Here is a 22,508-nt window from a genome sequence, read left to right as displayed (position 1 = left end):
CTTTATCGTGCCGCACGAGGATGAATGGCAGAACGAATACGTACCGCCGGCCTATGACCGCCTCGCCTGGACGACTGGCTTTACCGGCTCGGCCGGCGCCGCTGTCGTGCTCGCCAACGAAGCCGCAATCTTCGTCGACGGCCGCTACACGCTGCAAGTCCGCGCCCAGGTCGATAACGCGCTCTTCGACTATCGCGACCTCGTCGACGGCGGCGTCCCGGCCTATCTGCGCGAGCGCGCGCCGAAAGGCGCGAAGATCGGCTACGACCCGAAGCTCCATAGCCCTGATAGTCTCGACCGCATCCGCGCCGCGACCGAAGCCGCCAGCGCCGAACTCGTCCCCGTCGCGCAAAATCCCATCGATACGATTTGGGACGATCGTCCCGCCATCCCGATGGCCAAGGTCGAGCCGCACGCGGAAACCTATGCCGGCGAAAGCTCCGCCTCGAAGCGCCAGCGCCTCGGCGAAGGCTTGAGCAAGGAAGGCGCGGACGCTGTCGTCATCACCTCGCCCGCCTCGCTCGCCTGGCTCTTCAACATTCGCGGCGGCGACGTCGCCCGCACCCCGCTGCCGCTCGGCGAAGCGCTGCTGCGCGCGGACGGCACGGCCGACCTCTTCATCGCCGATGCGAAAGTCTCGCCTGAACTCAAGCAATGGCTCGGCAACCAAGTCGCGGTGAAGCCCAGCGAGGAATTGCAGCCGGCGCTCGCGTCCCTCGGCGGCAAGAAAGTGAAGCTCGATCCTTCTAGCGCCAGCGCCTGGTATTTCGAGCAACTGAAAACCGCCGGCGCCGAAATCGTGCGCGGCCAAGACCCTGTCGTGCTGCCACGCGCCTGCAAGAACGCAGCGGAAGTCGAAGGCTCACGCCAAGCGCACATCCGCGACGGCGCCGCCGTCTCGCGCTATCTGCACTGGCTCGCCACCGACGGCCAAACCGGCAAAGTGCAAGAGATCGAAGCCTGCGAGCGTCTCGAAGCCTTCCGCGCCGACACCGGCGCACTCAAAGATTTGAGCTTCGACTCCATCTCCGGCGCCGGCCCCAACGGCGCCATCGTGCATTATCGCGTCACCAAGAAAACCAATCGCAAACTCGCGCGCGGCTCGCTCTTTCTCATTGATAGCGGCGGCCAATATCTCGACGGCACCACCGACATCACGCGTACAATCGCCATCGGCCGTCCGAGCAAAGAAATGAAGGATCGCTTCACCCGCGTCCTCAAGGGTCACATCGCGCTCTCACGCGTGCGCTTCCCGAAAGGCACGACTGGCCACCAGCTCGACGCGCTCGCGCGCATGAGTCTGTGGGAAGCCGGCCTCGACTACGATCACGGCACCGGCCACGGCGTTGGCGTCTATCTCGGCGTGCACGAAGGCCCGCACCGCATCGCCAAATTCGTCAACACGCAGCCGCTTGAACCCGGCATGATTGTGTCGAACGAGCCTGGCTATTACAAAACCGGCGCCTACGGCATTCGCATCGAAAACCTGCAAGTGGTCACGCCCGCCGCCGACATCGAAGGCGGCGAACGCCCGATGCTCGGCTTCGAAACACTGACGCTCGCCCCGATCGCGCGCGAACTGATCGTGAAGCCAATGCTCACGAAAGAAGAGCTCGCCTGGATCAACGCGTATCACGCGAAAGTCTGCGAAAAGATCGGGCCACAAGTCGATGGCGAAGCGAAGGCTTGGCTCGAGGCGGCGACGAAGCCGCTCTAACGATTGCCGCACCCTATTGATTGTGTTTCCCTGCCTTGGCGGGGAGACACAATCATGTTCGTCGGCCATTACGCAGCAGCATTCGCGGCCAAAGCCATCGAGCCCAAAGCGCCGATGTGGACGCTCGCAGCTGCAGCACAACTCGTCGATATTGGCTGGAGCGCCTTCATCATCGCCGGCGTGGAGCGCGCCAGCGTCGATCCTTCACTCCCCGGCTCTTCTTTGATCCTTGAGCATATGCCGTGGACACACTCGCTGCCGATGGCGATCGCGTGGGGCGTCGGCGCGGCCTTGCTCGTGAAGCTCCTGCTGCGCTTGCCAACTTGGGCGAGCATCGTCGTGGGCCTCACCGTGTTCTCGCACTGGCTGCTCGATCTCCTCGTGCATCGCCCCGATCTCGAACTCTGGATCGGCGGCGAGAAAGTCGGCTTCGGGCTTTGGAATTATCCTGTACCCGAACAAGCCGTCGAGATCGGCCTTATCGCCATCACGGGCGCGGCGTGGGTCGCGAGCCGCAAGACGCTCGGCCGCCTTGCGTGGCCCGCGATCGCCTTCATCGGCTTTCTTGTTGCATTGCAGATCGTGGCGATGCTCTCGCCCCAACCCGCCGGGCCTCTCGAAGCGCAAAGCGGCGTGATGATCCTCGCCATCTATCTCATTGTCGTCGCGTTGGCTGCGTTGACGGACTCGCACGGCAAGCGCACGATTTGATGAGGGGAGACATCACATGACGGACGCATCAAGCGCCAAGGCGCCCTGGCATCTCTGGGTCATCGGCATCGTCGCGCTGCTCTGGAACGGTTTCGGCGCGACCGATTTCACACTCACCGCCACACGCTTCGCGCCCTACGTCTCGCAATACCCGCCAGCGATGATGGATTACATCTACGCCCTGCCGATCTGGAATTGGATCGGCTGGGCCCTCGGCACATGGGGCGGCTTCATCGGCTCGGTCCTGCTGCTGATGCGCAACAAGCTCGCCGTGTGGGCCTATGCGCTTTCGTTGCTCGGCGCCGTCGGCTCCAACGCCATCACCCTTCTCGATCCGCCGCCCGCCGAGATTGGCGCAAGCCCCGTGCTCACCATCATCATCATCGCCATCGCCGCGGCCCTGCTGGCGTACGCGATGTGGCTCAAGCGCAAGGCCGTGCTGCGCTAAGCCTACAAAATCGCTTCGGCATGTCTCGGCGCCATGGGGAGCTTGCGGCGCGCACCTTAAGAGCGTCGTGAAAAACTAGCGGCTGAGCTCGATCCACGCATCTTCGTCGATCACTTTGACGCCGTGCTTTTCGGCCTCGGCCAGCTTCGAGCCTGCGCCTGGTCCCGCCACCACGAGATCTGTCTTCTTCGACACGCTGCCCGACACTTTCGCGCCCAACGCGATCGCGCGCGCCTTGGCCTCATCGCGCGTCATCTTCTCCAGCGTGCCGGTAAACACGATCGTCAGCCCCGACACTTTGCTCGACGTCGCCGCTTTCGGCTCGGCCTTCGGTTTCACTTCTTTCAGCAAGCGTTTCAGCGCGTCGCGATTGTGCTTCTCGGCAAAGAAATCCACCAAATGCGCCGCAGCCACCGGCCCCACGCCGTCGATGCGCTCCAACTCTTTGTAATCCTCGCCTGGCGCCTCTTTCGCCGCCTGCTTGATCGCGACAATCGCATCGCCCAACGATCCGAACGAGGCGACCAACGAGTCCCACGCCTTGGCGCTCACACCCTTGATCTTCGGCGCACCGCTGCCGCCCTCGCCGGCAAACATGTCCGCTTGACTCGACGTCGGCGCACGCAGCGTGGGCGCGGCGGCCAGAAGCGCCGCCAACGCGCCGACGCCCACGCCGCTCACCCGCTCCAGCGCATCATACGCCTCACCCGGCTGCGCTTTCACGGCCGCCTGAACCGCCGCTTCAAACGCCTCCCACGTCTCGAACCGCCGCGCCAGCACGCCCGCCGTCGTCTCGCCGATATCGCGAATGCCTAACGCATAGAGGAAGCGCCCCAATTGCGGTTCGCGCCGCGCCTCGATCGACGCCAGCAAATTCGTAACACTCTTCTCGCCATAGCCTTCGCGCGTGGCCAGTTCGTCGCGCTTTTCATGCAGACGGAAAATGTCGGCGGGCTCCTTCACCCAGCCGAGTTCGTAGAATTCCTCGATCTGCTTGGCGCCGAGCCCGTCGATGTCCATCGCCCGGCGCGCCACGAAATGGATCAGCCGCTCCACCGCCTGCGCCGGACAATTCAGTCCGCCGGTGCAGCGCGCGATCACGCCTTCTTCGCCCGGCTCCAATTCGCGCGCCACGTGCGAGTCGCACACCGGGCAGCGCTCGGGGAATTTGTATTTATGCGCGCCCTTGGCGCGCTTCTCCAACAAGACGTCCACGATCTGCGGGATCACATCGCCGGCCCGCTGCACCACGACCGTGTCGCCGATACGCAAATCCTTGCCGCCGCGGATCGGCCCGCCATCCGCGCCCAGGCCGCGAATATAATCCGCATTGTGCAGCGTCACGTTCGTCACCGTAACGCCGCCGACAAACACCGGCTTCAACCGCCCCACGGGCGTCAAAGCGCCGGTGCGCCCCACCTGAATGTCGATGCCCTCGAGAATGGTCGTCTGCTGCTCAGCCGCGAACTTATGCGCGATCGCCCAACGCGGCGAACGCGAGACAAAACCCAAGCGCTGCTGCAACGACAGCGAATCCACTTTGTAGACCACGCCATCGATCTCGTACGGCAGCGCTTGGCGTTCGGCCAAGATGTCCTGATGGATCGCCAGCAATTGATCGGCGTTCTTCGCGCGCTTAATGCCGGCCAGCGGAAAGCCGAGCTTCGCGAGCACGTGCATTGCTTCGTACTGTGTCTCCGCCAGCGGCGCGCTCACCTCTCCCCAACCATGCGCGAAGAAACGCAGCGGCCGCGACGCCGTGATCTTCGGATCGAGCTGACGTAACGCCCCCGCCGCCGAATTGCGCGGGTTCACGTAGGTCTGCTTGCCTTGGGCCTCAAGCCCCGCATTCATTCTCGCGAACGCGGCCTTCTCCATGTAGACTTCGCCGCGCACCTCAAGCACCGCCGGCGCGCCCTTGATCGTCTTCGGAATGTCCGCGATCGTCATCAGATTGGCGGTGACGTCTTCACCTTCGCGTCCATCGCCGCGCGTCGCGCCCTGCACGAACCGGCCGTTTTCATAACGCAGCGACGCCGAGAGCCCGTCGATCTTCGGCTCCGCCGTAATCACGGGCGGCGTATCCAAGTTCAAGAACCGCTGCACCTTGGCGACGAACCCATGCGCATCCTCGGCATCGAACGCGTTATCGAGCGACAGCATCGGCACGGCGTGCTGCACCTTGCCGAATTTCTCCGCCGGCGCCGCGCCCACCCGCATGGACGGGCTATCCTCGCGCACCAGATCCGGAAACCGCGCCTCGATCGCCGCGTTGCGCTTGCGCAGCGCATCATATTCCGCGTCGGTCAGCTCCGGCGCGTCCTTGGCATAATAGAGCTTGTCGTGCCGCGCGATCTCAGCCGCCAGCCGCTCCAATTCGGCGGCGGCTTGTTTCGCGCTTAACTTTTCAACAGATGTGTCGCTCATCAGGTGTCAGACGATACAGAATATCGCGACACCTGGCACCTGATACCTGGCGTCTGTTTAGAACACCGTGCCGAACGTACGGCTCAGCCAGCCGCGGCGACGAGCTTCTTCTTCGGCCATCGGCGCGACGCCCGCATCGGTCAGCAGCGCGTACGAGCGTTGATACCAATCACTGCCCGGGAAATTGTGGCCCAGGATCGCCGCCATGCGCTGCGCTTCCTCGATCATGCCGACCGAGAGGTACGCCTCCACCAAGCGGTGCAGCGCCTCCGGCACGTGCGAGGTACGCTGGAAACTTTCGTTCTCGATTACAGTGCGGAAGCGATTGATCGCCGCCAGATGCTGATCGCGGTTGAGATAGAAGCGGCCGACCGACATTTCCTTGCCGGCCAATTGGTCGTTGACCATGTCGATCTTCAAACGGGCGTCGCGCGCATACGCGGTTTCCGGATAACGGCGCACGACATCATTCAGCGCCGCCAGCGCCCGCTCGGTCGTGCCTTGATCGCGGCCCACGTCGGTGATGCGCTCAAAATGGCAGATCGCGATCAGATAATACGCGTAGGGTGCGCTCTCATTGCCCGGGTGCAGCGAGACGAAGCGCTGCGCGTCCTCGATCGCGGAATCATATTGGCGCGCTTGATAATGGACGAACGCTTCCATCAACATCGAGCGGCGCGCCCACGACGAATACGGGTGCTGGCGTTCCACTTCCTCGAACGCAGCGAGCGCTAGCGCGTAACGGCGGTCCTCGATCGCGTCGATGCCGCGATTATAGAGCTGGGCGACCGGCTCATCGACATATTGCACGCTCTCGCGTTCGCGCCCGACGCCGAAGGCGCCGCAGGCCGTGACGCTACCGGCCATGACGGCCATCGCAACGGCGCGCGCGAGTTGCAATTGTCGAGGGGTCATCAGCTGGCCTCTTCTGGCAAACAGGACAAATCGGGCGCGCCAACGCGGCGGGCGCATCGCTGATACAGGAGGATTGGCGGGACGCAAAGCGCCTGCGGCTGTGGGACGAACAGAAGCGCTCAGCCGACGGCGGCGAACATGGGCGCAGCCTCACGACCCGTTTCGGGCGCGGACTCATACTCAAAGCGCCAAGCTTCCGGCGTATCCAAGAGCGCCCGCACCAAACGCGCATTGAGCGCATGGCCAGGCTGATCCGCCACAAAGCGGCCACAAATCGGCGCGCCGGCCATCGCCAGATCGCCAATCGCGTCGAGCATCTTGTGACGCACGAATTCGTCTTCGAAGCGAAGACCTTCCGGGTTCACCACGCGGCCCGCATCGACCACCAGCGTATTTTCCATCGACGCGCCGCGCCCCAGCCCGGCCGCGCGCATCGCGTCGACGTCAGACATGAAGCCGAACGTGCGCGCATCGGCGATATCGCTGAGGAAGCTCTCGGGCGATAGTGCGACGTGGCGGCGTTGCACGCCAATCGCCGCATCCGCGAAGCGGATCGTGACATCGAGCTCAAGCCCATCATAGCCGTTCGACGGCAACAGCGCCGCGCTTTTCGCGCCCATGCGGACTTCGATCGGCTCAAGGATACGGATCACGCGTTGCTGCGCATGTTGCACCTTGAGGCCCGCGTTCAGCAGCACGGCCACGAATTGCGCCGACGAGCCATCCAGGATCGGCAATTCCGGCCCGTCGACTTCAACGATCAGATTGTCGACGCCGAGGCCGGCGCAGGCCGACATCAAATGCTCGATCGTCGCCAATTCGGCGCCGCTCGCATTGCGGATCGTGGTGCAATTTCGGGTTTCAGAGACGGAATCGGCGTGCGCGCGGATCACATTATCCACAGCCTTCACGTCGGCGCGGACAAACACCACGCCGGTATCGACCGGCGCTGGCATCAGCGCGATACGCACATGCGCCCCAGAATGGACGCCAATGCCCGCGCACATAGCCGGGCCTGCAATGGTTTGCTGACGACGCACCGAAACCACCTCTGTCGTCCCCCCACGGAACTGGATGAGGCCCCCCGACCCCAAGGGTGGTGTAAGGCGTCCTTCGCATGTGCGACAACACACGTTGCGTTACGGTTTGTGACCGTTAAGCGAACCGGGTTACTGGGTTGAAATAGTGGACAAAAATACACCCCCTCCGCCCCAGCCAAAGCTCGCCGCCCTACTCGATCGCGCACGCGCCGGCGGCGAAGGGGCCGCCCACGCCGCCCGCCAAGCCGCCGCCTGGGCCGAGTTTCGCGATCCCGCCATCGCCAAGGAAGCCCTCTCGCTCGCCATCCGGCTGGAACCCATCGACCCCGCCCCGCGCTTGGCGCTCGCCCGGCTGCACGCCGAATCCGGGGACATGAAGGCCGCCGCCAGCGAGGCCCAAGCCGTGCTCAACGAGGCCGTCGACCAAGCCGCACGCGCCCGCGCCGCCTTCATCCTCGGCGAACTCGCGCGCGTCGGCCCCGATCCAGCGACAGCGCGTCCGCACTACCAAACCGTGCTCAAAATCGAAGATGCCCTGCTCAGCGCCAGCCCCGGCGACCCCACCGCATCGCGCTGGTACGCCCGCGCCCGCGGCCGCATTGCCGAACTCGACGCCCATGAGGGTCAATTGGACCGCGCCCGCACTGGCGCCGAAGGGGCGCTCGCGCTCCTCCGCGCCGTCGCCGCCGCCATTGGCGAACCGCCCGTGCTCGCCGCTGATATCGCCGACGCCGAGATGCGCCTCGCCGCGCTCGAACTTGATGGCGACGCGCCCGCTTCCGCGCGCCGCCGCCTCGGCGAAGCCATCGGCCGCTACGAAGCGTTGGCCGTCACTGAAAAATTCGAGCCCCATTGGCGCGCCGTGCTTTCTGACGCCTGGGCGCTGGCCGCAGAGGCTGATTATGTTCGCGGCGACGCCAACGCCGCGCGCGAAGCGATGGAAAAGGCGCTGCAAGTGCGTCTCGTGCTCGCCGCGCGTCATCCGGGCGAAGCCTGGGGCGTCGCCGGCCTGTGGCGCATCCGCGGCGCATTGCGCGCCGCTCTCGGCGACCACGACGCCGCCGCGCAATCCTTTGTTCAAGCGCGCACCATGATCGAGCAATTGTACGCACGCACACCCGGCGAAGACGCCGCCGCGCGCATGCTGTTGCACACCATGCTGGCGCAAGCCGATCACGCGCTCCGGACCGGCCAGCACAATCTCGCCCGCGAGGCCGCCGACAGCGCCCGCATCTTGGCCGAGCAACTCGCGCACGAACGCGGCGGCGCTTGGCTCGGCGAGGCCGGCGCCTGTTGGGATCGCCTTGGCGAAATCGCCCGCACCATCGCCGCGCTCGCACCCGCCCAAGACGCCTTCGCGCGCGCCGTGGAATTTCGCCGCCTCGCGCTTGAACGCGCACCCGACGAGGCGCGCCAGCAACGCCGCCTTGCCGCGGCCCTGGTCAAACTCGGCGACGCGCATTTGGCCGCCGGCGCCCACGCCAGCGCCAAGGCCGCATTTCACGAAAGCATCGTCGCGCGTTTCAAATTGCTCGACGCTTCACCCGGCGATCCCAACGCCGCGCAAGCCGTCGCCGTCGCGCTCGAACGTTACGGCCTCGCCACCCTGGCGCTTGGCGACACACAAGCCGCGCGCGCCGCCTGGGAAGATGAACTCGCGCTCGCCGACCGCATCTTCGCCGACGATCATTCGATTGAAGCGCTACGCTTCCGCGCCATCATCGAAAGCCATCTCGCCAGCGCCGGCGGCCCCAATGCCGAGCACCACCGCCACGCCGCGCTCGATCACCTAGATCAACTCGCCCACGCCGGCGCCCTCACCCCGCAAGAAACCGCGCTGCGCAAGAAATTGTGGGGCGCGTGAGCGCTACGCTTTCTTGCGCAGCGCCATCGGCAGGATCGGCGCGGTCACCAGGAAGATCGCCAGCGCCAATAGGCTCGTCTGCACCGCGATCGCCAGCGGCAAGAAGCCCGCGTTGACGATGGCGAGATACGTCATCGCCGCCCCCGACACCCACAGCACGAACACGAGCGCCAGTGCGTGCGCGACATTCTTCTGTGCGGCATGCGCAAACAGCCACACGAATGCGAACGCATAGACGAAGTCGGAAACAAAGCTCAGCAGCTCATGCGTGAGCGGCGACCAAGGCGGCGTGAAGTCCGGCGCAATCTGCGCGCTGACAGCATCCCAACCCGCCTCAAGAATGAAATTGTTGCCCGCCCAACCGAGCACATTCCAAAGCACGCCGTAAATCAGCGTCCAAATCAGGATCGACGGAGCCGACATGAAAGAGCCTCCCGCTGCATTATGCAGCCGGGAGGCTCGAAGATAAATGATTTGCGACCAGCCGAACTAGCGCGGATTCATCTGCCGACGGAGGAACGCTGGGATCTCCAGCTCTTCATCCAGCTCCGGATCACGCACGACATCTTCATGCGCACGGCGCGGCTGTGCGGGCGGCGCCTCGTCGTCGATGTTGAAATCGCGCAGCGACGGCGGCTCATCGCGCGGTTCGCTTTTGCGCCAGCCAAACAGGCTGAACCCGCCGCCCCGACGCGGCTCGGGCTCCAGATCGTTGGCGAAGCTCGGGCGTGTCTCTTCAAACGTCTCGCGGGCCGCTACCGGCTCCGGCGCTGGCGGCGCGCTTGCTTCCGGACGCGGCACGACGGGGCGACGCGCAGGCGCTTCGTTGGCGCGCCGCGCTGGCTCAATCACCGTCTGCTGCGTGACGATCGCTTCGTCATCGATGCCCGTCGCCACGACCGACACGCGGATCGAGCCTTCAAGCGTTTCGTCGAACGTCGAGCCCAGAATGATGTTCGCGTTCGGATCGACTTCGGCGCGGATCTCGTTCGCGGCCTGGTCAACTTCGTAGAGCGTCATGTCGAAGCCGCCGGTGATGTTGATCAGCACGCCCTTGGCGCCGCGCATCGAGACGATATCCAACAACGGGTTCGCCATCGCGCCATGCGCCGCTTCCAGGGCGCGATTAGGCCCACGGCCCTCGCCGGTGCCCATCATCGCGGTGCCCATTTCGGCCATCACGGTGCGGACGTCGGCGAAATCGAGATTGATCAGGCCCGGCATCACCATGAGATCGGTGACGCCGCGCACGCCCGAATAGAGCACCTGGTCGGCCAGTTGGAAGGCTTCGGCGAAGGTCGTGCGTTCGTTGGCGACGCGGAAGAGGTTCTGGTTCGGAATAACGATCAGCGTATCGACGTGCTTGCGCAGCTCCTGCACGCCCTGCTCGGCGAGTTGCATGCGGCGCTGGCCCTCGAAGTGGAACGGCTTAGTGACGACCGCGATCGTCAGGATGCCGCGCTCGCGCGCCGTGCGCGCAATCACAGGCGCCGCACCCGTACCCGTCCCGCCGCCCATGCCGGCGGCGACGAACACCATGTGCGCGCCTTCCAGAAACTCGATGATCTCCGGCTGGCTTTCCTGCGCCGCCGCTTGGCCGACTTCCGGACGCGCGCCGGCGCCCAGGCCCTCGGTGATCGAATGCCCCAATTGCAGGCGGTTCGGCGTGCGCGCGCGCGTCAGCGCTTGCGCGTCCGTATTGGCCACGACGAACTCAACGCCCTGCAGATTGGCGTCGATCATGTTGTTGATGGCGTTGCCGCCGGCGCCGCCGACCCCGAACACCACGATACGTGGCTTCAGATCGTTGATCGTGGGCGCGCCATACTGGTTCATTGCCTGCTCCAAGGGCGACCGATTCTCACGATTCGCCCAGGCTCGCACTGGCCCCAAAAACAGCTTTGCGGGCGCAGCGCTTAAGCACTCGTTAAGACTCCGAAATAGTCGCGGCGGTTTTGCGGCGCCAGTGCGGTAGGTCACACCGCACGTCTGGGGAAAACGCCACGATTTCGGCGGCCCAAACGCAAAGCGGCGGCGGACCAGAGTCCGCCGCCGCCAGCATTCAGCGCTCCAAGCGCGAAACGTTTAGGCCGCTTTCAGGTTCGCAGCCGAGTCACGGCCTTGACGGTCACGCTCAAGATCAAACGAGACCTTCTGGCCATCGTTCAAGGTGGACATGCCCGAGCGCTCAACGGCCGAGATGTGCACGAACACGTCCTTGCCGCCGCCGTCCGGCGCGATGAAGCCAAAGCCTTTTTGCGAATTGAAGAACTTAACAGTACCGACAGCCATTTGCCTGCCTCCATGAGAATTGCCAGCGTGGACCTTCCACGTCAGGCGCCGATTTTTCGAGGGAAACAGCAAACATCCGGCGCGACAGCGAGGATCAGAGCGTGACGCGACGAGTATCGATGGAAGTCATATGGGCGTTCTCAGCGTAAAAGCCAATGCTTAACCGCATTTCTTTTCAGCCATCCGCCGCTGGCGCTTTCGCCAAGGCCACGACTTTGGCGCTGCGAATAAAGTTTTCGATGTCACGCGCCTCGTGCGGCGCCGGTTCGCGATCATCCACCATCGCAGCCTGATCCACGATCAAGTCCTGCAAATCTTCCGGCAAAGCATCCCATTGCAGCACCAAAGCGCCGCCGAGCCTTCGGAGCACGTGTTCCTGATCCGCGCGATACTTCACGGTTTTCGCCACAGCTTGCGGCGGCCCTGGCGTGTAGGGCTTGTGGCCGCGCATCATAATTGCACCGTTTCAAGGCGGCTTTCATCCATGATGCGATCGAAAGCTTCGGCGTCGTTCCTGACGCGATATTGCTGGCGACCGGTTTCATTCGGCAGCGCGTTCACAATCCGATACGTGCCAGAGGGCGCCGAATACGCGCCTGAGCGCACGATGGATACGCGCTGTCCCGCGCCAAACTTCGTGTGCGCCATACCTTGATCCTTTTCTTGAAACGCGCGCTCCGATGACAAGCACACCGACGCTGCGAGTCCAACATGGGGCGCGCGAAAGAAAATACAAGTAAAAGCTGCGAAACTTAAGCCTTTCGCGCGAAAAACGTGCTAGAAGTGACAGATCAATACAAAGCACATGCTTTCGCGTCGCACCGCTTGCGGCGCCAGAGCCTGTTTCTGGAGGCTCGCATGACCCAATTGTCCGACCAATGGCGCCTAGATGTCGTCGCCAATACAGATCGTCTCATCGGAATCGCCATGCTTCGAGTGCACGACACGAATGAAGCGCACGTGATCGTGCATGATGTGATGTGGCGCGCCATGACCGACATGCTGGCGCCCGTCTCGGCGGTTCAACTCGACGTGGCGCTCGACCACGCGTTGGCGGCGTAGCGCCTAGCGGGATGAATCCACGAACCGCGTCATCGCGCTCGCGCCCACCAACGGCGCAAAGAACGGAATGAACGAACACGCAAGTCCAATCAGGAAGACGGACAAACCCTTGCGTCGGCGCAACGCCACCGCGTCCGTGAACGACATCCGCCGCACCGCCGTCATCGTCGCGTATTCCCGCCCCATCAAGAACCCGTTGAGTCCGTAAAACACCAACGCATTGACCACCGGGATCAAATAAAGCGGCAGCACGATCAAATTGGCGATCAGCGCCGGAATGCCGATGCGCAGTCCGTTCAGCAGCCCATGATGCAAAGGCACGCCGCGCGCGCCCGCGATGCCGAGCTTCTTCTCCACCCGCTCAGCCGCGATATCAAACAACGCCCCGCCCACGATCATCGACACCGCTGGCGACAGCGCAATCGCCAGCACCACGACCGCGATGGTCGCCGCGAACTCCCCCGCCGTTGACAAATAGCCCAGCCAGCCTGCGCCATCGGGGATTAGCGGCACGACCCAGCGGATGATCCCCGTCGCCGCGCCGATCGTGATGGTCAGCGCCACCACCAGATTCAACAGCGCCAGCCAGGTCAACCGGCCGAAGATCACGTCCTTCAAACCGCCCAAAATCGCGGCGAATGCATTCGTCATCAAAAGCCCTCGATGCGCCGTTTGGCGCTTGACGGAGTGATACCGGGTTCGCAGCCTCAATCCAGAGGGAGAACATGACCGACCAAGACCAAAGCCTGCGCACGCAAGTGATCGACTGGGCGAAGACCATCGCCGGGGCGTTCGTCGCCTATACGGCCTTCACCACCGTGGCCTTCGCCAATTATCGCATTCCATCCGAAAGCATGGTGCCGCATTTGGAAGTGGGCGACCGCGTCGCCGTGTCGAAATACGCTTATGGCTACAGCCGCTATTCGCTGCCGTTCAACGCCGCATCCTTCCTGCCTGCGAGCGCGCATCGTCTCCTGCAGCACATGCCGCGCCGCGGCGACGTTGTCGTTTTCATCCATCCTGTGTCGGGCGAGACCATGATCAAGCGCGCTATCGGCCTGCCGGGCGATGTGATCGAGGTGCGCCGCGGCGATCTGATCATCAACGGCGCCGCCGTCGAGACCTCCCCGCGCCAGCGCGTCACCCGCGCCGCGTTCGAGCGCGGCGCTGAAACCGCGCAGCGCTACGACGAGATTCTGCCCGACGGCTTCCGCCACGCCACGCACACGCTGAGCAACGACGCCCCGCTCGACAATTTCGGCCCCTACATCGTGCCCGAAGACCACATCTTCTTCATGGGCGACAATCGTGACAATTCGCTCGACAGCCGCTGGGACGGGATGGGCGCGGTGCCGCTGGAAAATCTCATCGGCCGCGCCGAGATCGTCTATGCCACCCCGCCGGGCCGCGACGCCGAAATCCCGCGCTTCCTGCGCCCGCTGCATTACTGACGCGCGCGCTGCACCATATAGACGCCGAACAGAATGAGCGCCGCGCCGGCCAGCGCGAGCGGTCCCAGCGCCTCGCCGAAAAACACCCAAGACAGCACCGCTGCCGAGAGCGGCTGCATCCAGAGCAAGATCGTCGACACCACGATCGGCAGCCGTCCCACGCCATAGGCGATCAAGCCTTGCGCCGCCGCCTGCACAATCAGGCCAAGCCCGATCAGCGGCAACCAGCCTTGCCAAGTATTCGGCAGCAGGCGTTCGCCCAGCACCAAGCTCGCGCCCAGCGCAAACGCCATCGCCGCCAACGTCGCCCACAGCATCACGCCGCCGGTGGAGACGCGCGTCGCGATCGAGCGCACGATCAGCAGATAGGCCGCGTAGCCTGTCGCCGAGATCAGCCCCAGCGTATCGCCGAACCAGCCCAGCTCAGGCGTCGGCCCCGCGCCCGCCCGCGCCCGCGCGATCGACAGCGTCAGCGCGCCCAGCAAAGCCAGCGCCCCGCCCCACCAGATCCCGGCTTGCAGCCGCTCCTTAAACAGCACCCAGCCGAACGCCGCCGCGAAGATCGGCGTCATATTGGAGAACAGAGTGGCGTTGGTGACGGTCGTAAAGTCGAGCGCCGCCGCCCAGAGCCCGACCTCGGCCCCGAAAAACAGCCCCGCGAGGAGGAGCCAGCCGATCTGACGACTCGTTCCGGCCCGCTCCCGACCAGATATTGTGGCCCATACCGCCAGAATCGGCAGCGCGAGGGCGAATCTCCAGAAATTTGTCGCCTGGGCGTCGAGCTCCGAGAGGCGCACGAAGATCGGCGACAGCCCCAACAGGGCCGCCCCTCCGGCAGCAGCCAATACCGCTTTCGTCCCCCCGCGCGCGTCGCTCATCGCGCGCAAAAACGCCGGAAATTACTGGCGCGCAAGGGTGCAAAGATGGGCTGCAGACCCTCCGGAATCGGCGCTCTATGGTTAACCGCCATTCACCGCCCCCGGCCCAATCTTCACAGATTCGACACGCAAAAATGGGCTGTCGGCGACCTTCGCCATTGACCCTGCATTAACCGATGGCATCACTATATATAGCGGTACGGTTCGCCTCGGCACGCAACCAGGTGTGGTTTGGGCCAAGAGCGAGTCGGGTTAACACCGAGTTGAAACTGGGGGCTGACGAATGCAGGCAAGAGCGGAAAAAGCGGGGGTCCACCGCATGGGCGAGGTCCATCGCGGCAAACCCAAACCCCTGCGCCCGCTGAAGGTCGTAGAGAAGGTCAAGATTGATCCCTCGCGCGATGCGCTGCTGACGGAATTCGGCAAGACCACCCTGACCGACCGCTACCTGCTGCCCGGCGAGTCCTACCAGGACATGTTCGCGCGCGTCGCCACCGCCTTCGCCGACGACATCGGCCATGCCCAGCGCATCTACGATTATATTTCCAAGCTCTGGTTCATGCCGGCCACGCCCGTTCTCTCGAACGGCGGCGCCGAGCGCGGCTTGCCGATCTCGTGCTTCCTCAATGCTGTCGGCGATTCACTCGACGGCATCATGGACACCTGGAACGAGAATGTGTGGCTCGCTTCGAATGGCGGCGGCATCGGCACCTATTGGGGCGGCGTTCGTTCCATCGGCGAAAAGGTCGGTCAGAACGGCCAAACGTCTGGCATCATTCCGTTCGTGCGCGTGATGGATTCACTCACGCTCGCGATCAGCCAAGGCTCGCTGCGCCGCGGTTCGGCGGCTGTGTATCTCGACGTGCACCATCCTGAGATCGAGGAATTCCTCGAAATCCGCAAACCGGCCGGCGATTTCAACCGCAAAAGCCTCAACCTTCACCACGGCCTCAACATCACCGACGAATTCATGATCGCGGTGCGCGACGATCTGCCGTTCGGCCTGCGCAGCCCGAAGAACGGTGAAGTCCTGAAGCACGTGAACGCGCGCAAGCTGTGGCAGAAGATTCTTGAGCTCCGCCTGCAAACCGGCGAGCCCTACATCGTCTTCTCCGACACCGTGAACAAGGCGATGCCGAGTCACCAAAAGAAGCTCGGCCTGAAAGTTCGCCAGTCGAACCTGTGCTCCGAGATCATGCTGCACACCGGCATGGATCATAATGGCCGCGAACGCACCGCCGTCTGCTGCCTCTCTTCGCTGAACGCCGAAACCTTCCTCGAATGGGAGAAGGAAGAAGGCTTCATGGAAGACGTCTTCCGCTTCCTTGATAACGTGCTCGAAGACTTCATCCAGCGTGCGCCGCCGGAAATGGAACGCGCCATCTACGCCGCCATGCGCGAGCGTTCGGTGGGCTTGGGCCTGATGGGCTTCCACTCGTTCCTGCAAAAGCAGCACGTGTCGATGGAATCGGCGATGGCGAAGGTCTGGAACAACAAGATCTTCCGCCACATCCGTCGCGGCGCGGACGCGGCCTCGGTGAAGCTCGCGCAAGAGCGCGGCCCCTGCCCGGATGCGGCCGAAGTCGGCGTCATGGCCCGCTTCTCGCACAAGCTCGCGATCGCGCCGACGGCCTCGATCTCGATCATCTGCGGCGGCACGAGCGCCGGCGTCGAGCCGATCCCGGCCAACATCTACACCCACAAGACGCTCTCGGGCTCGTTCGCGGTGAAGAACCCCTATCTCGAGCAATTGCTCGAAGAAAAGGGCAAGAACACTGAAGCCGTTTGGTCGTCGATCCTCAAGAACGAAGGCTCAGTGCAGCACCTCGATTGCTTGACCGAAGACGAAAAGAGCATCTTCAAGACCGCCTTCGAAATCGATCAACGCTGGATCATCGAACTGGCCGCCGACCGCACGCCTTTGATCTGCCAATCGCAATCGCTCAACGTGTTCATCCCGGGCGACGTCGATAAGTGGGATCTGCACATGCTGCACTGGATGGCGTGGGAGCGCGGCGTGAAGAGCCTCTATTATTGCCGCTCCAAATCCGTGCAACGCGCAGGATTCGCCGGCGAAGAGTCCAAGGCCGACGCCGCCGAAGCGCCGACCATGTCGTCAGTGCGCACCGATTACGAAGAATGCTTGGCCTGCCAGTAGCGCGCACCTTCCCTCTCTCCCTTGCGGAGAGGGGGCCAGGGGGTGAGGGGCGTTAAGCTGCCGCCATGCATCGCGTTTGGAATTTGGGTTGGAAGTTCTGGCGCGGAGGGCAACCTCCGCGCTTTTTCTTTTGCACGCCCCACCTAAAGCCGCGCTAGCATCTCCGCGCTCGCAGCGTCGGCGGGGAAGAACGTCTCGATCGCCAACTCATCGAGCGTCACATCCTGCGGCATGCCGAACAGCGTCGTCACCCCGAACATCGAGAGCACGCCCGCCGCGGTTTTGAGCTTGAGCGGCGTGATCACGGGCGCCGCTTCGCGCAAGGGCGGCGCATGCGCGCCGTGCGCTGGATAGGTGCGCAACTCCGCCAGCAAATCCGTGAGCGCCGGATCGCCAGTGACGTCGACCTGCCGCTCCAGCCGCGCGAAAATATGCGCGCGCCATTCGCCGAGATTGAGGATGCGCGGCGCCAACCCATCGGGATGCAAGCTGGCGCGCAGCACATTCGCCGGCGGCGCGAGCAAGGCCGGCGCGACATCGCCCATCAGCTTCAGCGCGGACTCATTGGCGGCGACCAAATTCCAGCAGCGATCGATCGCCAGCGCCGGGTTTGGCGCATGCGCCTTCAGCACCAATTCCATCGCCGCGCGCACGGCGGCCAAATCGGGATCGTCGAGCGCGCGTTCGCCAAAGCGCGGCGCAAAGCCGGCCGCCACCAACAGCGCGTTTTGCGCCCGCAGCGGCAGCTCCAGATGCTCGGCCAATTGCAGCACCATCTCGCGCGAGGGCGCGGCGCGGCCAGTTTCGACAAAACTCAGATGCCGCGTGGAAATGCCGGCCTCGCTCGCCAGGTCGAGTTGGCTCATGCGCCGGCGCTGCCGCCACGACCGAAGGTGTTCGCCAAAGCTCTGTGCGTGCTGCATGGCGAGCAACATACCGCGCCACATCATAGACGCCATTACCTCGCGCGTAATCGCCGGCGGCGGCGCGCCGCGTCATCTTCCGCACATCAACCCAGGAGGACCCACATGCACTCGACCTTCATCCGCCGCGTTCTGCTCGCCGACGCGCTCATCTCCGCCGCCGCCGGCCTTGTCATGATCGTCGGCGCGGGTGCGCTCGCGCCCCTGCTCGGCCTGCCGCTCGAATTGCTGCAAGGCGCGGGCGTCATCCTGATGCCTTGGACGCTGCTGCTGCTCTGGCTCGCCCGCGCCGCCGCCGTGCCGCGCGCCGGCGTGCATGCGGTGATCGCCGTCAATGCCGCCTGGGTGCTTGGCTCGATTGCGGTGCTGTTCGTATTTGCGCCCTCGCCGTTCGGCTACGCTTTCGTCATCGCGCAAGCGCTCGTCGTCGGTGTTTTGACCGAATTACAGCTCGTCGCCCTGAAGCGCGAGCCGGCGGCGGCGTAAGCCGCGACGCGCGGCGGGCGACCTCCCACGCCCGTCGCGCGTTTCGTTCCCGCCGCTCAAGCCTTTGTGATCGCGATTTGTGTGCCCGCGGTCACAGCCTGCATCCAATCGGCTCCCTACATTCATCCTCGGATCAGGAAACGCATTGGCGTTTCGGGGAGTTAGGGAGCCATGTCACGCTTAGTCGCCTCCGGGTTCGCCACGGCCATCGCGCTCGCGATGCTGGCTGGCGCGGCGATCAAGCCGGCCGCTCCCGCCGCCGAAGCGGCGCCTGTCGCGACCGTCGCCTCTGCGCCGGGAATCGCCCCTGGCCAATGCCAGATTCAATACGACGCGCTCCCCGCTGCGCATCAACCGGCGGCGATGGAATGCGAACACGCCGATTGGCTCGCGCAACGCTGGGGCGGCCGCGTCATGGAAAGCACCAGCGACGGCCTGATCGAACGCGCCGCGTACGAGGGCGCCAACGATTTCACCAATGTGCCGACCGCCGCATTGCCGCGCCCCGGCTATTGCCGCGCGTGGTTGGACGATGTGGCCGCGCACGACCAACCGGCGCAAAGCGATTGCCGCGAAGCCCGCCGCTTGGCGTCGAGCTTGGGCGGCCGCGTAATCTTCATGCCGCTTTAAGCGCGCATCGCGCCAAAAATACTCTGATGGCCGCGAATGATGCCCGCGATCGCTTCGGGATCAGGCTCAAGCGACCACTCGCCACGATCATAGGTGCCGCCCAACACGATCCCGTCGCGTCGGCCAAACATGTACCCTTCTTGCGCGATCGTATTGTAATCGATCTCCGGCTGCGGCAGCAGGATCACGAGTTGGCCCCGCACCGGCGTGATCTCGGCGTCGCCAAACAACGCCCCGGCGCCCAGCCCCGTGCAATTGAAGATCGTCCGCTCCGGCAATTCCTGCACCTGCGCCACGTTCTCGAAGGCGCGCACCACAATCTCGCCGCCCGCCCTACGCACGTCCGCTTCGACCCGCCGCAGATACAAAGGCGTCTCGATCATCATCGTGTCGAACTGGCGTACGTAGCGTTTCGGAAAATTGTGCTCGCGCGGATCGAGATCACGCTGATTGACCACGAGGGCCCGCATCGGATCGTTCTCTCGCGCCGGATATCGGGTGATCGGCTCGTCGGAGAGATTGTAATTGCGCTCCCAACTCACCCCATAAGCGTCGCCGACCAGGCTCTGGTAACGCCGGAACGCGAATTGCGCCGCCGCCAAATGCTGCGCCAGATATTCGGGCGTCGCCACGCGCCAATCATACACCGAGGCGGGCCACCATTGCGCGCCCGCCACGTTCGATGTCGTGTTCGGCGACAGCTCGCGCGCATAAACGCGCACATTCGCGCCGCGCTCTTGCAGCAGCCGCGCCGTCGCCAAGCCAACCGCCCCGCAGCCCAAGACGGCGCAATCTGGCTTGGCGGGATCAAAGCCCAGATCAACGGCCAGCTTCGCGGTGCCCCACGACAGCGTAATGCCGCCGCCGCCATGGCCATAATTGTGCACGAGCACCTTGTCGCCCAATGCTTCACGCGCGACGCGAAAGCCGCTCGGGCGATACGGGCGCAAGCCCACATCGATGCGGATGATGCGCTCTTCGGAAACATGCACCGGCGGCAGCACCGCGCGGTGCGGCGGCGCACGCCCGAGATCACGCGCCAAGCCCTCGCTAAATCCGCGCGCCGCCGCGCACGAACTCACAAGCCCCGCGCCGCCAAGCGCTAAAACCCTACGCCGTGTCTGCATGAGGCACGAGGTATCAGGTGTCGGGCGTCAGCTCCACCCTTGACACCCAACAGCCAACACCTGACACCTGCGCCAATGCACGGGCATCACGGTCACGCTCACGATCATCATCACGATCACGCGCACCCCCACCCCGAGCCTTCTGACAAACGTTATACAATCGCCATCGCGCTGAACCTCGGCTTCGTCATCATCGAGGCGGCGGCAGGCTTCTTCGCGAACTCAACCGCGCTGCTGTCCGACGCCGCGCACAATCTTTCCGACGTCTTGGGGCTCGCGCTCGCGGGCGGCGCGGCCTGGCTGGCGCAACGCCAAGCCGGCGCGCAACGGACGTACGGCTATGCCAAAGCCACTGTGCTCGCAGCCCTCGCCAACGCGCTCGTGCTCGTCATCGCCTGCGGCGGCATTTTGTGGGAGGCGACCTCGCGCTTCTTCCGCCCTGAGGAAACCCAACCGCTTTTCGTGATGGCGGTCGCCGCGATCGGCGTGCTGATCAACGGCGGGACCGCGATGCTCTTCCTCGCAGGCCGCAAGCACGACGTGAACGTGCGCGGCGCGTATCTGCACATGCTGGCGGACGCCGGCGTCTCCGCCGCCGTCATCGTCGCCGGCGCCGCGATTTGGCTCAGCGGCGCCAATTGGATCGATCCCGCCATCTCCGTCGCCGTCGTATTGCTGATCCTCTGGGGCACGTGGGGCCTATTGCGTGAATCCCTCGACCTCGCCCTCGATGCGGCGCCCGCGCACATCAATGTCGGCGAAGTCCGCGCCTTCCTCATGGCGCAGCCCGGCGTCACCGCCGTGCACGACCTGCACATCTGGGCCATGGGCGCGACCAAGCCCGCCCTCACAGCGCACCTCGTCCGCCCCGAAGGCGGCGACGATGCATTCTTGAGCCAACTCGCCGAGACGATCAGTGCGCGCTTCGGCATCAAGCACGTCACCATCCAAATCGAACGCGCCCAACGCGACGATTGCGTGGACTGCCACTAACGCCCTGCATGCTCCCCCGTTTAGGGGGGAGCTGTCGCGAAGCGACTGTGGGGGCGGCGGCGCGCGCAGCAGGCGGACCTCCCCCTCCGGCTCGCTCCGCTCGCCACCTCCCCCGCAAGCGGGTGAGGATTTATTCCTCGCTCCACGTCTTCAGCAATTGGTGCGCGATCGCGAATTGCGGCGGCGCCCAGGCGTCGGGGTGCTTGGCGGCGATCAGCAGCTTGGCTTCTTCGCGCGTAAACCAACGCCCACTCTCAAGTTCGGTCGTATCCACCGTTTCGCGATCGTCTTCGACCTCGCAGAGCACGCCGATCATCAGCGAGTGCGGAAACGGCCAAGGCTGCGTCGAGTGCATACGCACCTCGCGCACCTTCAAGCCCGCCTCCTCCAGTGTTTCGCGCGCCACCGCTTCTTCGATCGCCTCCCCCGGCTCGATGAACCCGGCGAGCGCGGAATGCATGCCCCGCGGCCAAGCGCGCTGGCGGCCCAGGAACACCTTCTCGCCAAACGTCGGGACCATGATGCAAACTGGGTCGATACGCGGATAATGCTCCGCGTTGCAGGTCGGGCAATCGCGCCGCCAACCGGCTTCCACGATCAAGGTCGGCGTTGCGCAATTCGCGCAATAGCTATTGCGCGCGTGCCATTCGAAGATCGACTTCGCCGGGCCAAGAATGGCCAGATCATCGCGCGACAGACGCGGCCCGAGCGCGCGGAGGTCTTCAAAGCGACCGAGATCACCAAGCGGCGCGGGATCGGGAATATCGAGTGCGAAATACGCCGCACCGTTCGGGTCGATCCCCAGGAAGAGTAGGATCGCATCCGGCGGCGCGATGCGCGAACGCGCCGCGCCATTCAGCCAGCCCGGCGCTGCGACGCCGCCCTCTTCCATCACGAACGGCTGATGCCGGTGAAACGGCACAAGCTGCGTCTCCGGTGCATGGAGCGCCGCCTCCAGCCACGCCTTATCGCGCCGGTGATGACCGGCGCGATCAAGCGGCGAACGCGTGAACGCATTCGGATTATGCGGCAGCAGCATCAAGCGGGCCGACGGAAGCGCAGCACGAACTGATCCGTGCGGCCACGAATGTCGCCTTCGAACACACGCAGCGCGTGGTCGTCCGCGGGGTTACGCAGCACCTGACTTTCTTGGTCAAGCACAAAGCCCGCGGCGGTGAGGTCAGCAACAACCTGGTCTTGCGCGATCCGATGCAGCGTATTGGTCACAGAGATATCGCTCCCAGCCGCCGCCGCGTGATCGATGATCACCAGCACACCACCCGGCTTCAACGCCGCGAACATCTCGCGGTTCAAGCGCGGCACATCAATGCTGAGCTGCGGCAGGTAAAAGTCGTGATAGATTTGCGAAATGAAGATCGCATCGAG

23 protein-coding genes and 1 pseudogene are annotated in these 22,508 nt (G+C 64.4%); 10 read left to right on the top strand and 14 right to left on the bottom strand.

Features of this window, described 5'->3' with window-relative positions; translation table 11 throughout:
- From VF769_RS07380 to VF769_RS07370, 3 genes are all read left to right on the top strand, one after another.
- Positions 1–1,717, top strand: a 1,717-nt coding sequence (locus VF769_RS07380; protein ID WP_331007743.1) for an aminopeptidase P family protein, incomplete at its 5' end; no start/stop codon positions are given.
- A gap of 54 nt (positions 1,718–1,771) precedes the next feature.
- Positions 1,772–2,428 carry a metal-dependent hydrolase gene (locus VF769_RS07375; RefSeq protein WP_331007742.1) on the top strand — a complete coding sequence of 219 codons (657 nt, stop codon included), beginning with the start codon at positions 1,772–1,774 and terminating at the stop codon, positions 2,426–2,428.
- A 16-nt stretch (positions 2,429–2,444) separates the two neighbouring features.
- A complete protein-coding gene (locus VF769_RS07370; protein ID WP_331007741.1) occupies positions 2,445–2,876 on the top strand; it encodes a hypothetical protein in 432 nt (143 codons plus the stop codon).
- Positions 2,877–2,951: 75 nt separating this feature from the next.
- Here VF769_RS07370 and ligA read toward each other — a convergent pair whose 3' ends face one another.
- The 3 genes from ligA to lpxC all read right to left on the bottom strand — a co-directional run bounded on the left by ligA (position 2,952) and on the right by lpxC (position 7,258).
- Entirely contained in the window at positions 2,952–5,303 is a 2,352-nt protein-coding gene (ligA, locus tag VF769_RS07365; protein ID WP_331007740.1) for an NAD-dependent DNA ligase LigA, read from the bottom strand.
- A gap of 57 nt (positions 5,304–5,360) precedes the next feature.
- On the bottom strand, positions 5,361–6,218 hold the full coding sequence (locus VF769_RS07360; protein WP_331007739.1) for an outer membrane protein assembly factor BamD: 858 nt from the start codon (positions 6,216–6,218) through the stop codon (positions 5,361–5,363).
- A 119-nt stretch (positions 6,219–6,337) separates the two neighbouring features.
- Entirely contained in the window at positions 6,338–7,258 is a 921-nt protein-coding gene (lpxC, locus tag VF769_RS07355) for a UDP-3-O-acyl-N-acetylglucosamine deacetylase (RefSeq protein WP_331007738.1), read from the bottom strand.
- A gap of 145 nt (positions 7,259–7,403) precedes the next feature.
- Here lpxC and VF769_RS07350 point away from each other — a divergent pair, with 145 nt between their 5' ends.
- Positions 7,404–9,122, top strand: coding sequence for a hypothetical protein (locus VF769_RS07350; protein WP_331007737.1), 1,719 nt, complete (start codon positions 7,404–7,406; stop codon positions 9,120–9,122).
- Between the two features lie 3 nt (positions 9,123–9,125).
- On the opposite strand, the gene VF769_RS07345 is transcribed toward VF769_RS07350, so the two are convergent.
- The 5 genes from VF769_RS07345 to VF769_RS07325 all read right to left on the bottom strand — a co-directional run bounded on the left by VF769_RS07345 (position 9,126) and on the right by VF769_RS07325 (position 12,062).
- Positions 9,126–9,545, bottom strand: a complete 420-nt coding sequence (locus tag VF769_RS07345) for a hypothetical protein (RefSeq protein WP_331007736.1) — start codon at positions 9,543–9,545, stop codon at positions 9,126–9,128.
- A gap of 66 nt (positions 9,546–9,611) precedes the next feature.
- Complete coding sequence (ftsZ, locus tag VF769_RS07340) at positions 9,612–10,958, bottom strand: cell division protein FtsZ (RefSeq protein ID WP_331007735.1); 1,347 nt, start codon at positions 10,956–10,958, stop codon at positions 9,612–9,614.
- Between the two features lie 249 nt (positions 10,959–11,207).
- The gene (locus tag VF769_RS07335; RefSeq protein WP_331007734.1) at positions 11,208–11,414 is read right to left on the bottom strand and encodes a cold-shock protein; all 207 of its coding nucleotides are present in this window, start codon (positions 11,412–11,414) and stop codon (positions 11,208–11,210) included.
- Positions 11,415–11,589: 175 nt separating this feature from the next.
- Positions 11,590–11,868 carry a hypothetical protein gene (locus VF769_RS07330; RefSeq protein ID WP_331007733.1) on the bottom strand — a complete coding sequence of 93 codons (279 nt, stop codon included), beginning with the start codon at positions 11,866–11,868 and terminating at the stop codon, positions 11,590–11,592.
- Entirely contained in the window at positions 11,865–12,062 is a 198-nt protein-coding gene (locus VF769_RS07325) for a hypothetical protein (protein WP_331007732.1), read from the bottom strand. Before VF769_RS07325 ends, VF769_RS07330 begins: the two co-directional genes overlap by 4 nt.
- A 210-nt stretch (positions 12,063–12,272) precedes the next feature.
- Between VF769_RS07325 and VF769_RS07320 the strand changes: the two genes are divergently transcribed.
- Positions 12,273–12,476 (top strand): hypothetical protein, encoded by a 204-nt coding sequence (locus VF769_RS07320; protein ID WP_331007731.1) that lies wholly within the window; start codon positions 12,273–12,275, stop codon positions 12,474–12,476.
- 3 nt (positions 12,477–12,479) lie between these two features.
- On the opposite strand, the gene VF769_RS07315 is transcribed toward VF769_RS07320, so the two are convergent.
- Positions 12,480–13,127, bottom strand: coding sequence for an EI24 domain-containing protein (locus VF769_RS07315; protein WP_331007730.1), 648 nt, complete (start codon positions 13,125–13,127; stop codon positions 12,480–12,482).
- A gap of 74 nt (positions 13,128–13,201) precedes the next feature.
- Between VF769_RS07315 and lepB the strand changes: the two genes are divergently transcribed.
- Complete coding sequence (gene lepB / locus VF769_RS07310; RefSeq protein ID WP_331007729.1) at positions 13,202–13,927, top strand: signal peptidase I; 726 nt, start codon at positions 13,202–13,204, stop codon at positions 13,925–13,927.
- On the opposite strand, the gene VF769_RS07305 is transcribed toward lepB, so the two are convergent.
- Positions 13,921–14,772 carry a DMT family transporter gene (locus VF769_RS07305; protein WP_331007728.1) on the bottom strand — a complete coding sequence of 284 codons (852 nt, stop codon included), beginning with the start codon at positions 14,770–14,772 and terminating at the stop codon, positions 13,921–13,923. The two genes, lepB and VF769_RS07305, sit on opposite strands and share 7 nt — an antisense overlap.
- Positions 14,773–15,124: 352 nt before the next feature.
- On the opposite strand from VF769_RS07305, the gene VF769_RS07300 reads away from it, so the two are divergent.
- A complete protein-coding gene (locus VF769_RS07300; protein ID WP_331007727.1) occupies positions 15,125–16,963 on the top strand; it encodes a ribonucleoside-diphosphate reductase subunit alpha in 1,839 nt (612 codons plus the stop codon).
- A 143-nt stretch (positions 16,964–17,106) separates the two neighbouring features.
- On the opposite strand, the gene VF769_RS07295 is transcribed toward VF769_RS07300, so the two are convergent.
- Positions 17,107–17,922 carry a helix-turn-helix transcriptional regulator gene (locus VF769_RS07295; RefSeq protein WP_331007726.1) on the bottom strand — a complete coding sequence of 272 codons (816 nt, stop codon included), beginning with the start codon at positions 17,920–17,922 and terminating at the stop codon, positions 17,107–17,109.
- Between the two features lie 69 nt (positions 17,923–17,991).
- On the opposite strand from VF769_RS07295, the gene VF769_RS07290 reads away from it, so the two are divergent.
- Together VF769_RS07290 and VF769_RS07285 are read left to right on the top strand one after the other, a co-directional pair.
- Positions 17,992–18,372 carry a hypothetical protein gene (locus tag VF769_RS07290; RefSeq protein ID WP_331007725.1) on the top strand — a complete coding sequence of 127 codons (381 nt, stop codon included), beginning with the start codon at positions 17,992–17,994 and terminating at the stop codon, positions 18,370–18,372.
- A gap of 171 nt (positions 18,373–18,543) precedes the next feature.
- Positions 18,544–19,002, top strand: a complete 459-nt coding sequence (locus tag VF769_RS07285; RefSeq protein WP_331007724.1) for a hypothetical protein — start codon at positions 18,544–18,546, stop codon at positions 19,000–19,002.
- Here VF769_RS07285 and VF769_RS07280 read toward each other — a convergent pair.
- Positions 18,999–20,045 carry an FAD-dependent oxidoreductase gene (locus VF769_RS07280; RefSeq protein WP_331007723.1) on the bottom strand — a complete coding sequence of 349 codons (1,047 nt, stop codon included), beginning with the start codon at positions 20,043–20,045 and terminating at the stop codon, positions 18,999–19,001. The two genes, VF769_RS07285 and VF769_RS07280, sit on opposite strands and share 4 nt — an antisense overlap.
- 159 nt (positions 20,046–20,204) lie before the next feature.
- Here VF769_RS07280 and VF769_RS07275 point away from each other — a divergent pair, with 159 nt between their 5' ends.
- A complete protein-coding gene (locus tag VF769_RS07275; RefSeq protein ID WP_331007722.1) occupies positions 20,205–21,122 on the top strand; it encodes a cation diffusion facilitator family transporter in 918 nt (305 codons plus the stop codon).
- A gap of 130 nt (positions 21,123–21,252) precedes the next feature.
- On the opposite strand, the gene nudC is transcribed toward VF769_RS07275, so the two are convergent.
- Both nudC and VF769_RS07265 read right to left on the bottom strand, forming a co-directional pair.
- A complete protein-coding gene (nudC, locus tag VF769_RS07270) occupies positions 21,253–22,161 on the bottom strand; it encodes an NAD(+) diphosphatase (protein ID WP_331007721.1) in 909 nt (302 codons plus the stop codon).
- Positions 22,161–22,508 (bottom strand): annotated as a pseudogene (locus tag VF769_RS07265) (hypothetical protein); the annotation flags it as partial. The pseudogene VF769_RS07265 and the gene nudC, both read right to left, overlap by 1 nt.

The organism is Vitreimonas sp. (genome assembly GCF_036392335.1).
Classification (GTDB): domain Bacteria; phylum Pseudomonadota; class Alphaproteobacteria; order Caulobacterales; family Aquidulcibacteraceae; genus Vitreimonas.
The sequence above is the reverse complement of the archived record's forward strand: the minus strand, read 5'-3'. Positions and strand labels throughout refer to the sequence as shown.

Bases quoted from the DNA above. Each gene is read 5' to 3' on its own strand.
- VF769_RS07375 (WP_331007742.1), top strand. From the start codon at position 1,772: ATGTTCGTCGGCCATTACGCAGCAGCATTCGCGGCCAAAGCCATCGAG.
- VF769_RS07370 (WP_331007741.1), top strand. From the start codon at position 2,445: ATGACGGACGCATCAAGCGCCAAGGCGCCCTGGCATCTCTGGGTCATC.
- ligA (WP_331007740.1), bottom strand. From the start codon at position 5,303: ATGAGCGACACATCTGTTGAAAAGTTAAGCGCGAAACAAGCCGCCGCC.
- VF769_RS07360 (WP_331007739.1), bottom strand. From the start codon at position 6,218: ATGACCCCTCGACAATTGCAACTCGCGCGCGCCGTTGCGATGGCCGTC.
- VF769_RS07345 (WP_331007736.1), bottom strand. From the start codon at position 9,545: ATGTCGGCTCCGTCGATCCTGATTTGGACGCTGATTTACGGCGTGCTT.
- ftsZ (WP_331007735.1), bottom strand. From the start codon at position 10,958: ATGAACCAGTATGGCGCGCCCACGATCAACGATCTGAAGCCACGTATC.
- VF769_RS07335 (WP_331007734.1), bottom strand. From the start codon at position 11,414: ATGGCTGTCGGTACTGTTAAGTTCTTCAATTCGCAAAAAGGCTTTGGC.
- VF769_RS07330 (WP_331007733.1), bottom strand. From the start codon at position 11,868: ATGATGCGCGGCCACAAGCCCTACACGCCAGGGCCGCCGCAAGCTGTG.
- VF769_RS07325 (WP_331007732.1), bottom strand. From the start codon at position 12,062: ATGGCGCACACGAAGTTTGGCGCGGGACAGCGCGTATCCATCGTGCGC.
- VF769_RS07320 (WP_331007731.1), top strand. From the start codon at position 12,273: ATGACCCAATTGTCCGACCAATGGCGCCTAGATGTCGTCGCCAATACA.
- VF769_RS07315 (WP_331007730.1), bottom strand. From the start codon at position 13,127: ATGACGAATGCATTCGCCGCGATTTTGGGCGGTTTGAAGGACGTGATC.
- lepB (WP_331007729.1), top strand. From the start codon at position 13,202: ATGACCGACCAAGACCAAAGCCTGCGCACGCAAGTGATCGACTGGGCG.
- VF769_RS07300 (WP_331007727.1), top strand. From the start codon at position 15,125: ATGGGCGAGGTCCATCGCGGCAAACCCAAACCCCTGCGCCCGCTGAAG.
- VF769_RS07295 (WP_331007726.1), bottom strand. From the start codon at position 17,922: ATGGCGTCTATGATGTGGCGCGGTATGTTGCTCGCCATGCAGCACGCA.
- VF769_RS07290 (WP_331007725.1), top strand. From the start codon at position 17,992: ATGCACTCGACCTTCATCCGCCGCGTTCTGCTCGCCGACGCGCTCATC.
- VF769_RS07285 (WP_331007724.1), top strand. From the start codon at position 18,544: ATGTCACGCTTAGTCGCCTCCGGGTTCGCCACGGCCATCGCGCTCGCG.
- VF769_RS07275 (WP_331007722.1), top strand. From the start codon at position 20,205: ATGCACGGGCATCACGGTCACGCTCACGATCATCATCACGATCACGCG.
- nudC (WP_331007721.1), bottom strand. From the start codon at position 22,161: ATGCTGCTGCCGCATAATCCGAATGCGTTCACGCGTTCGCCGCTTGAT.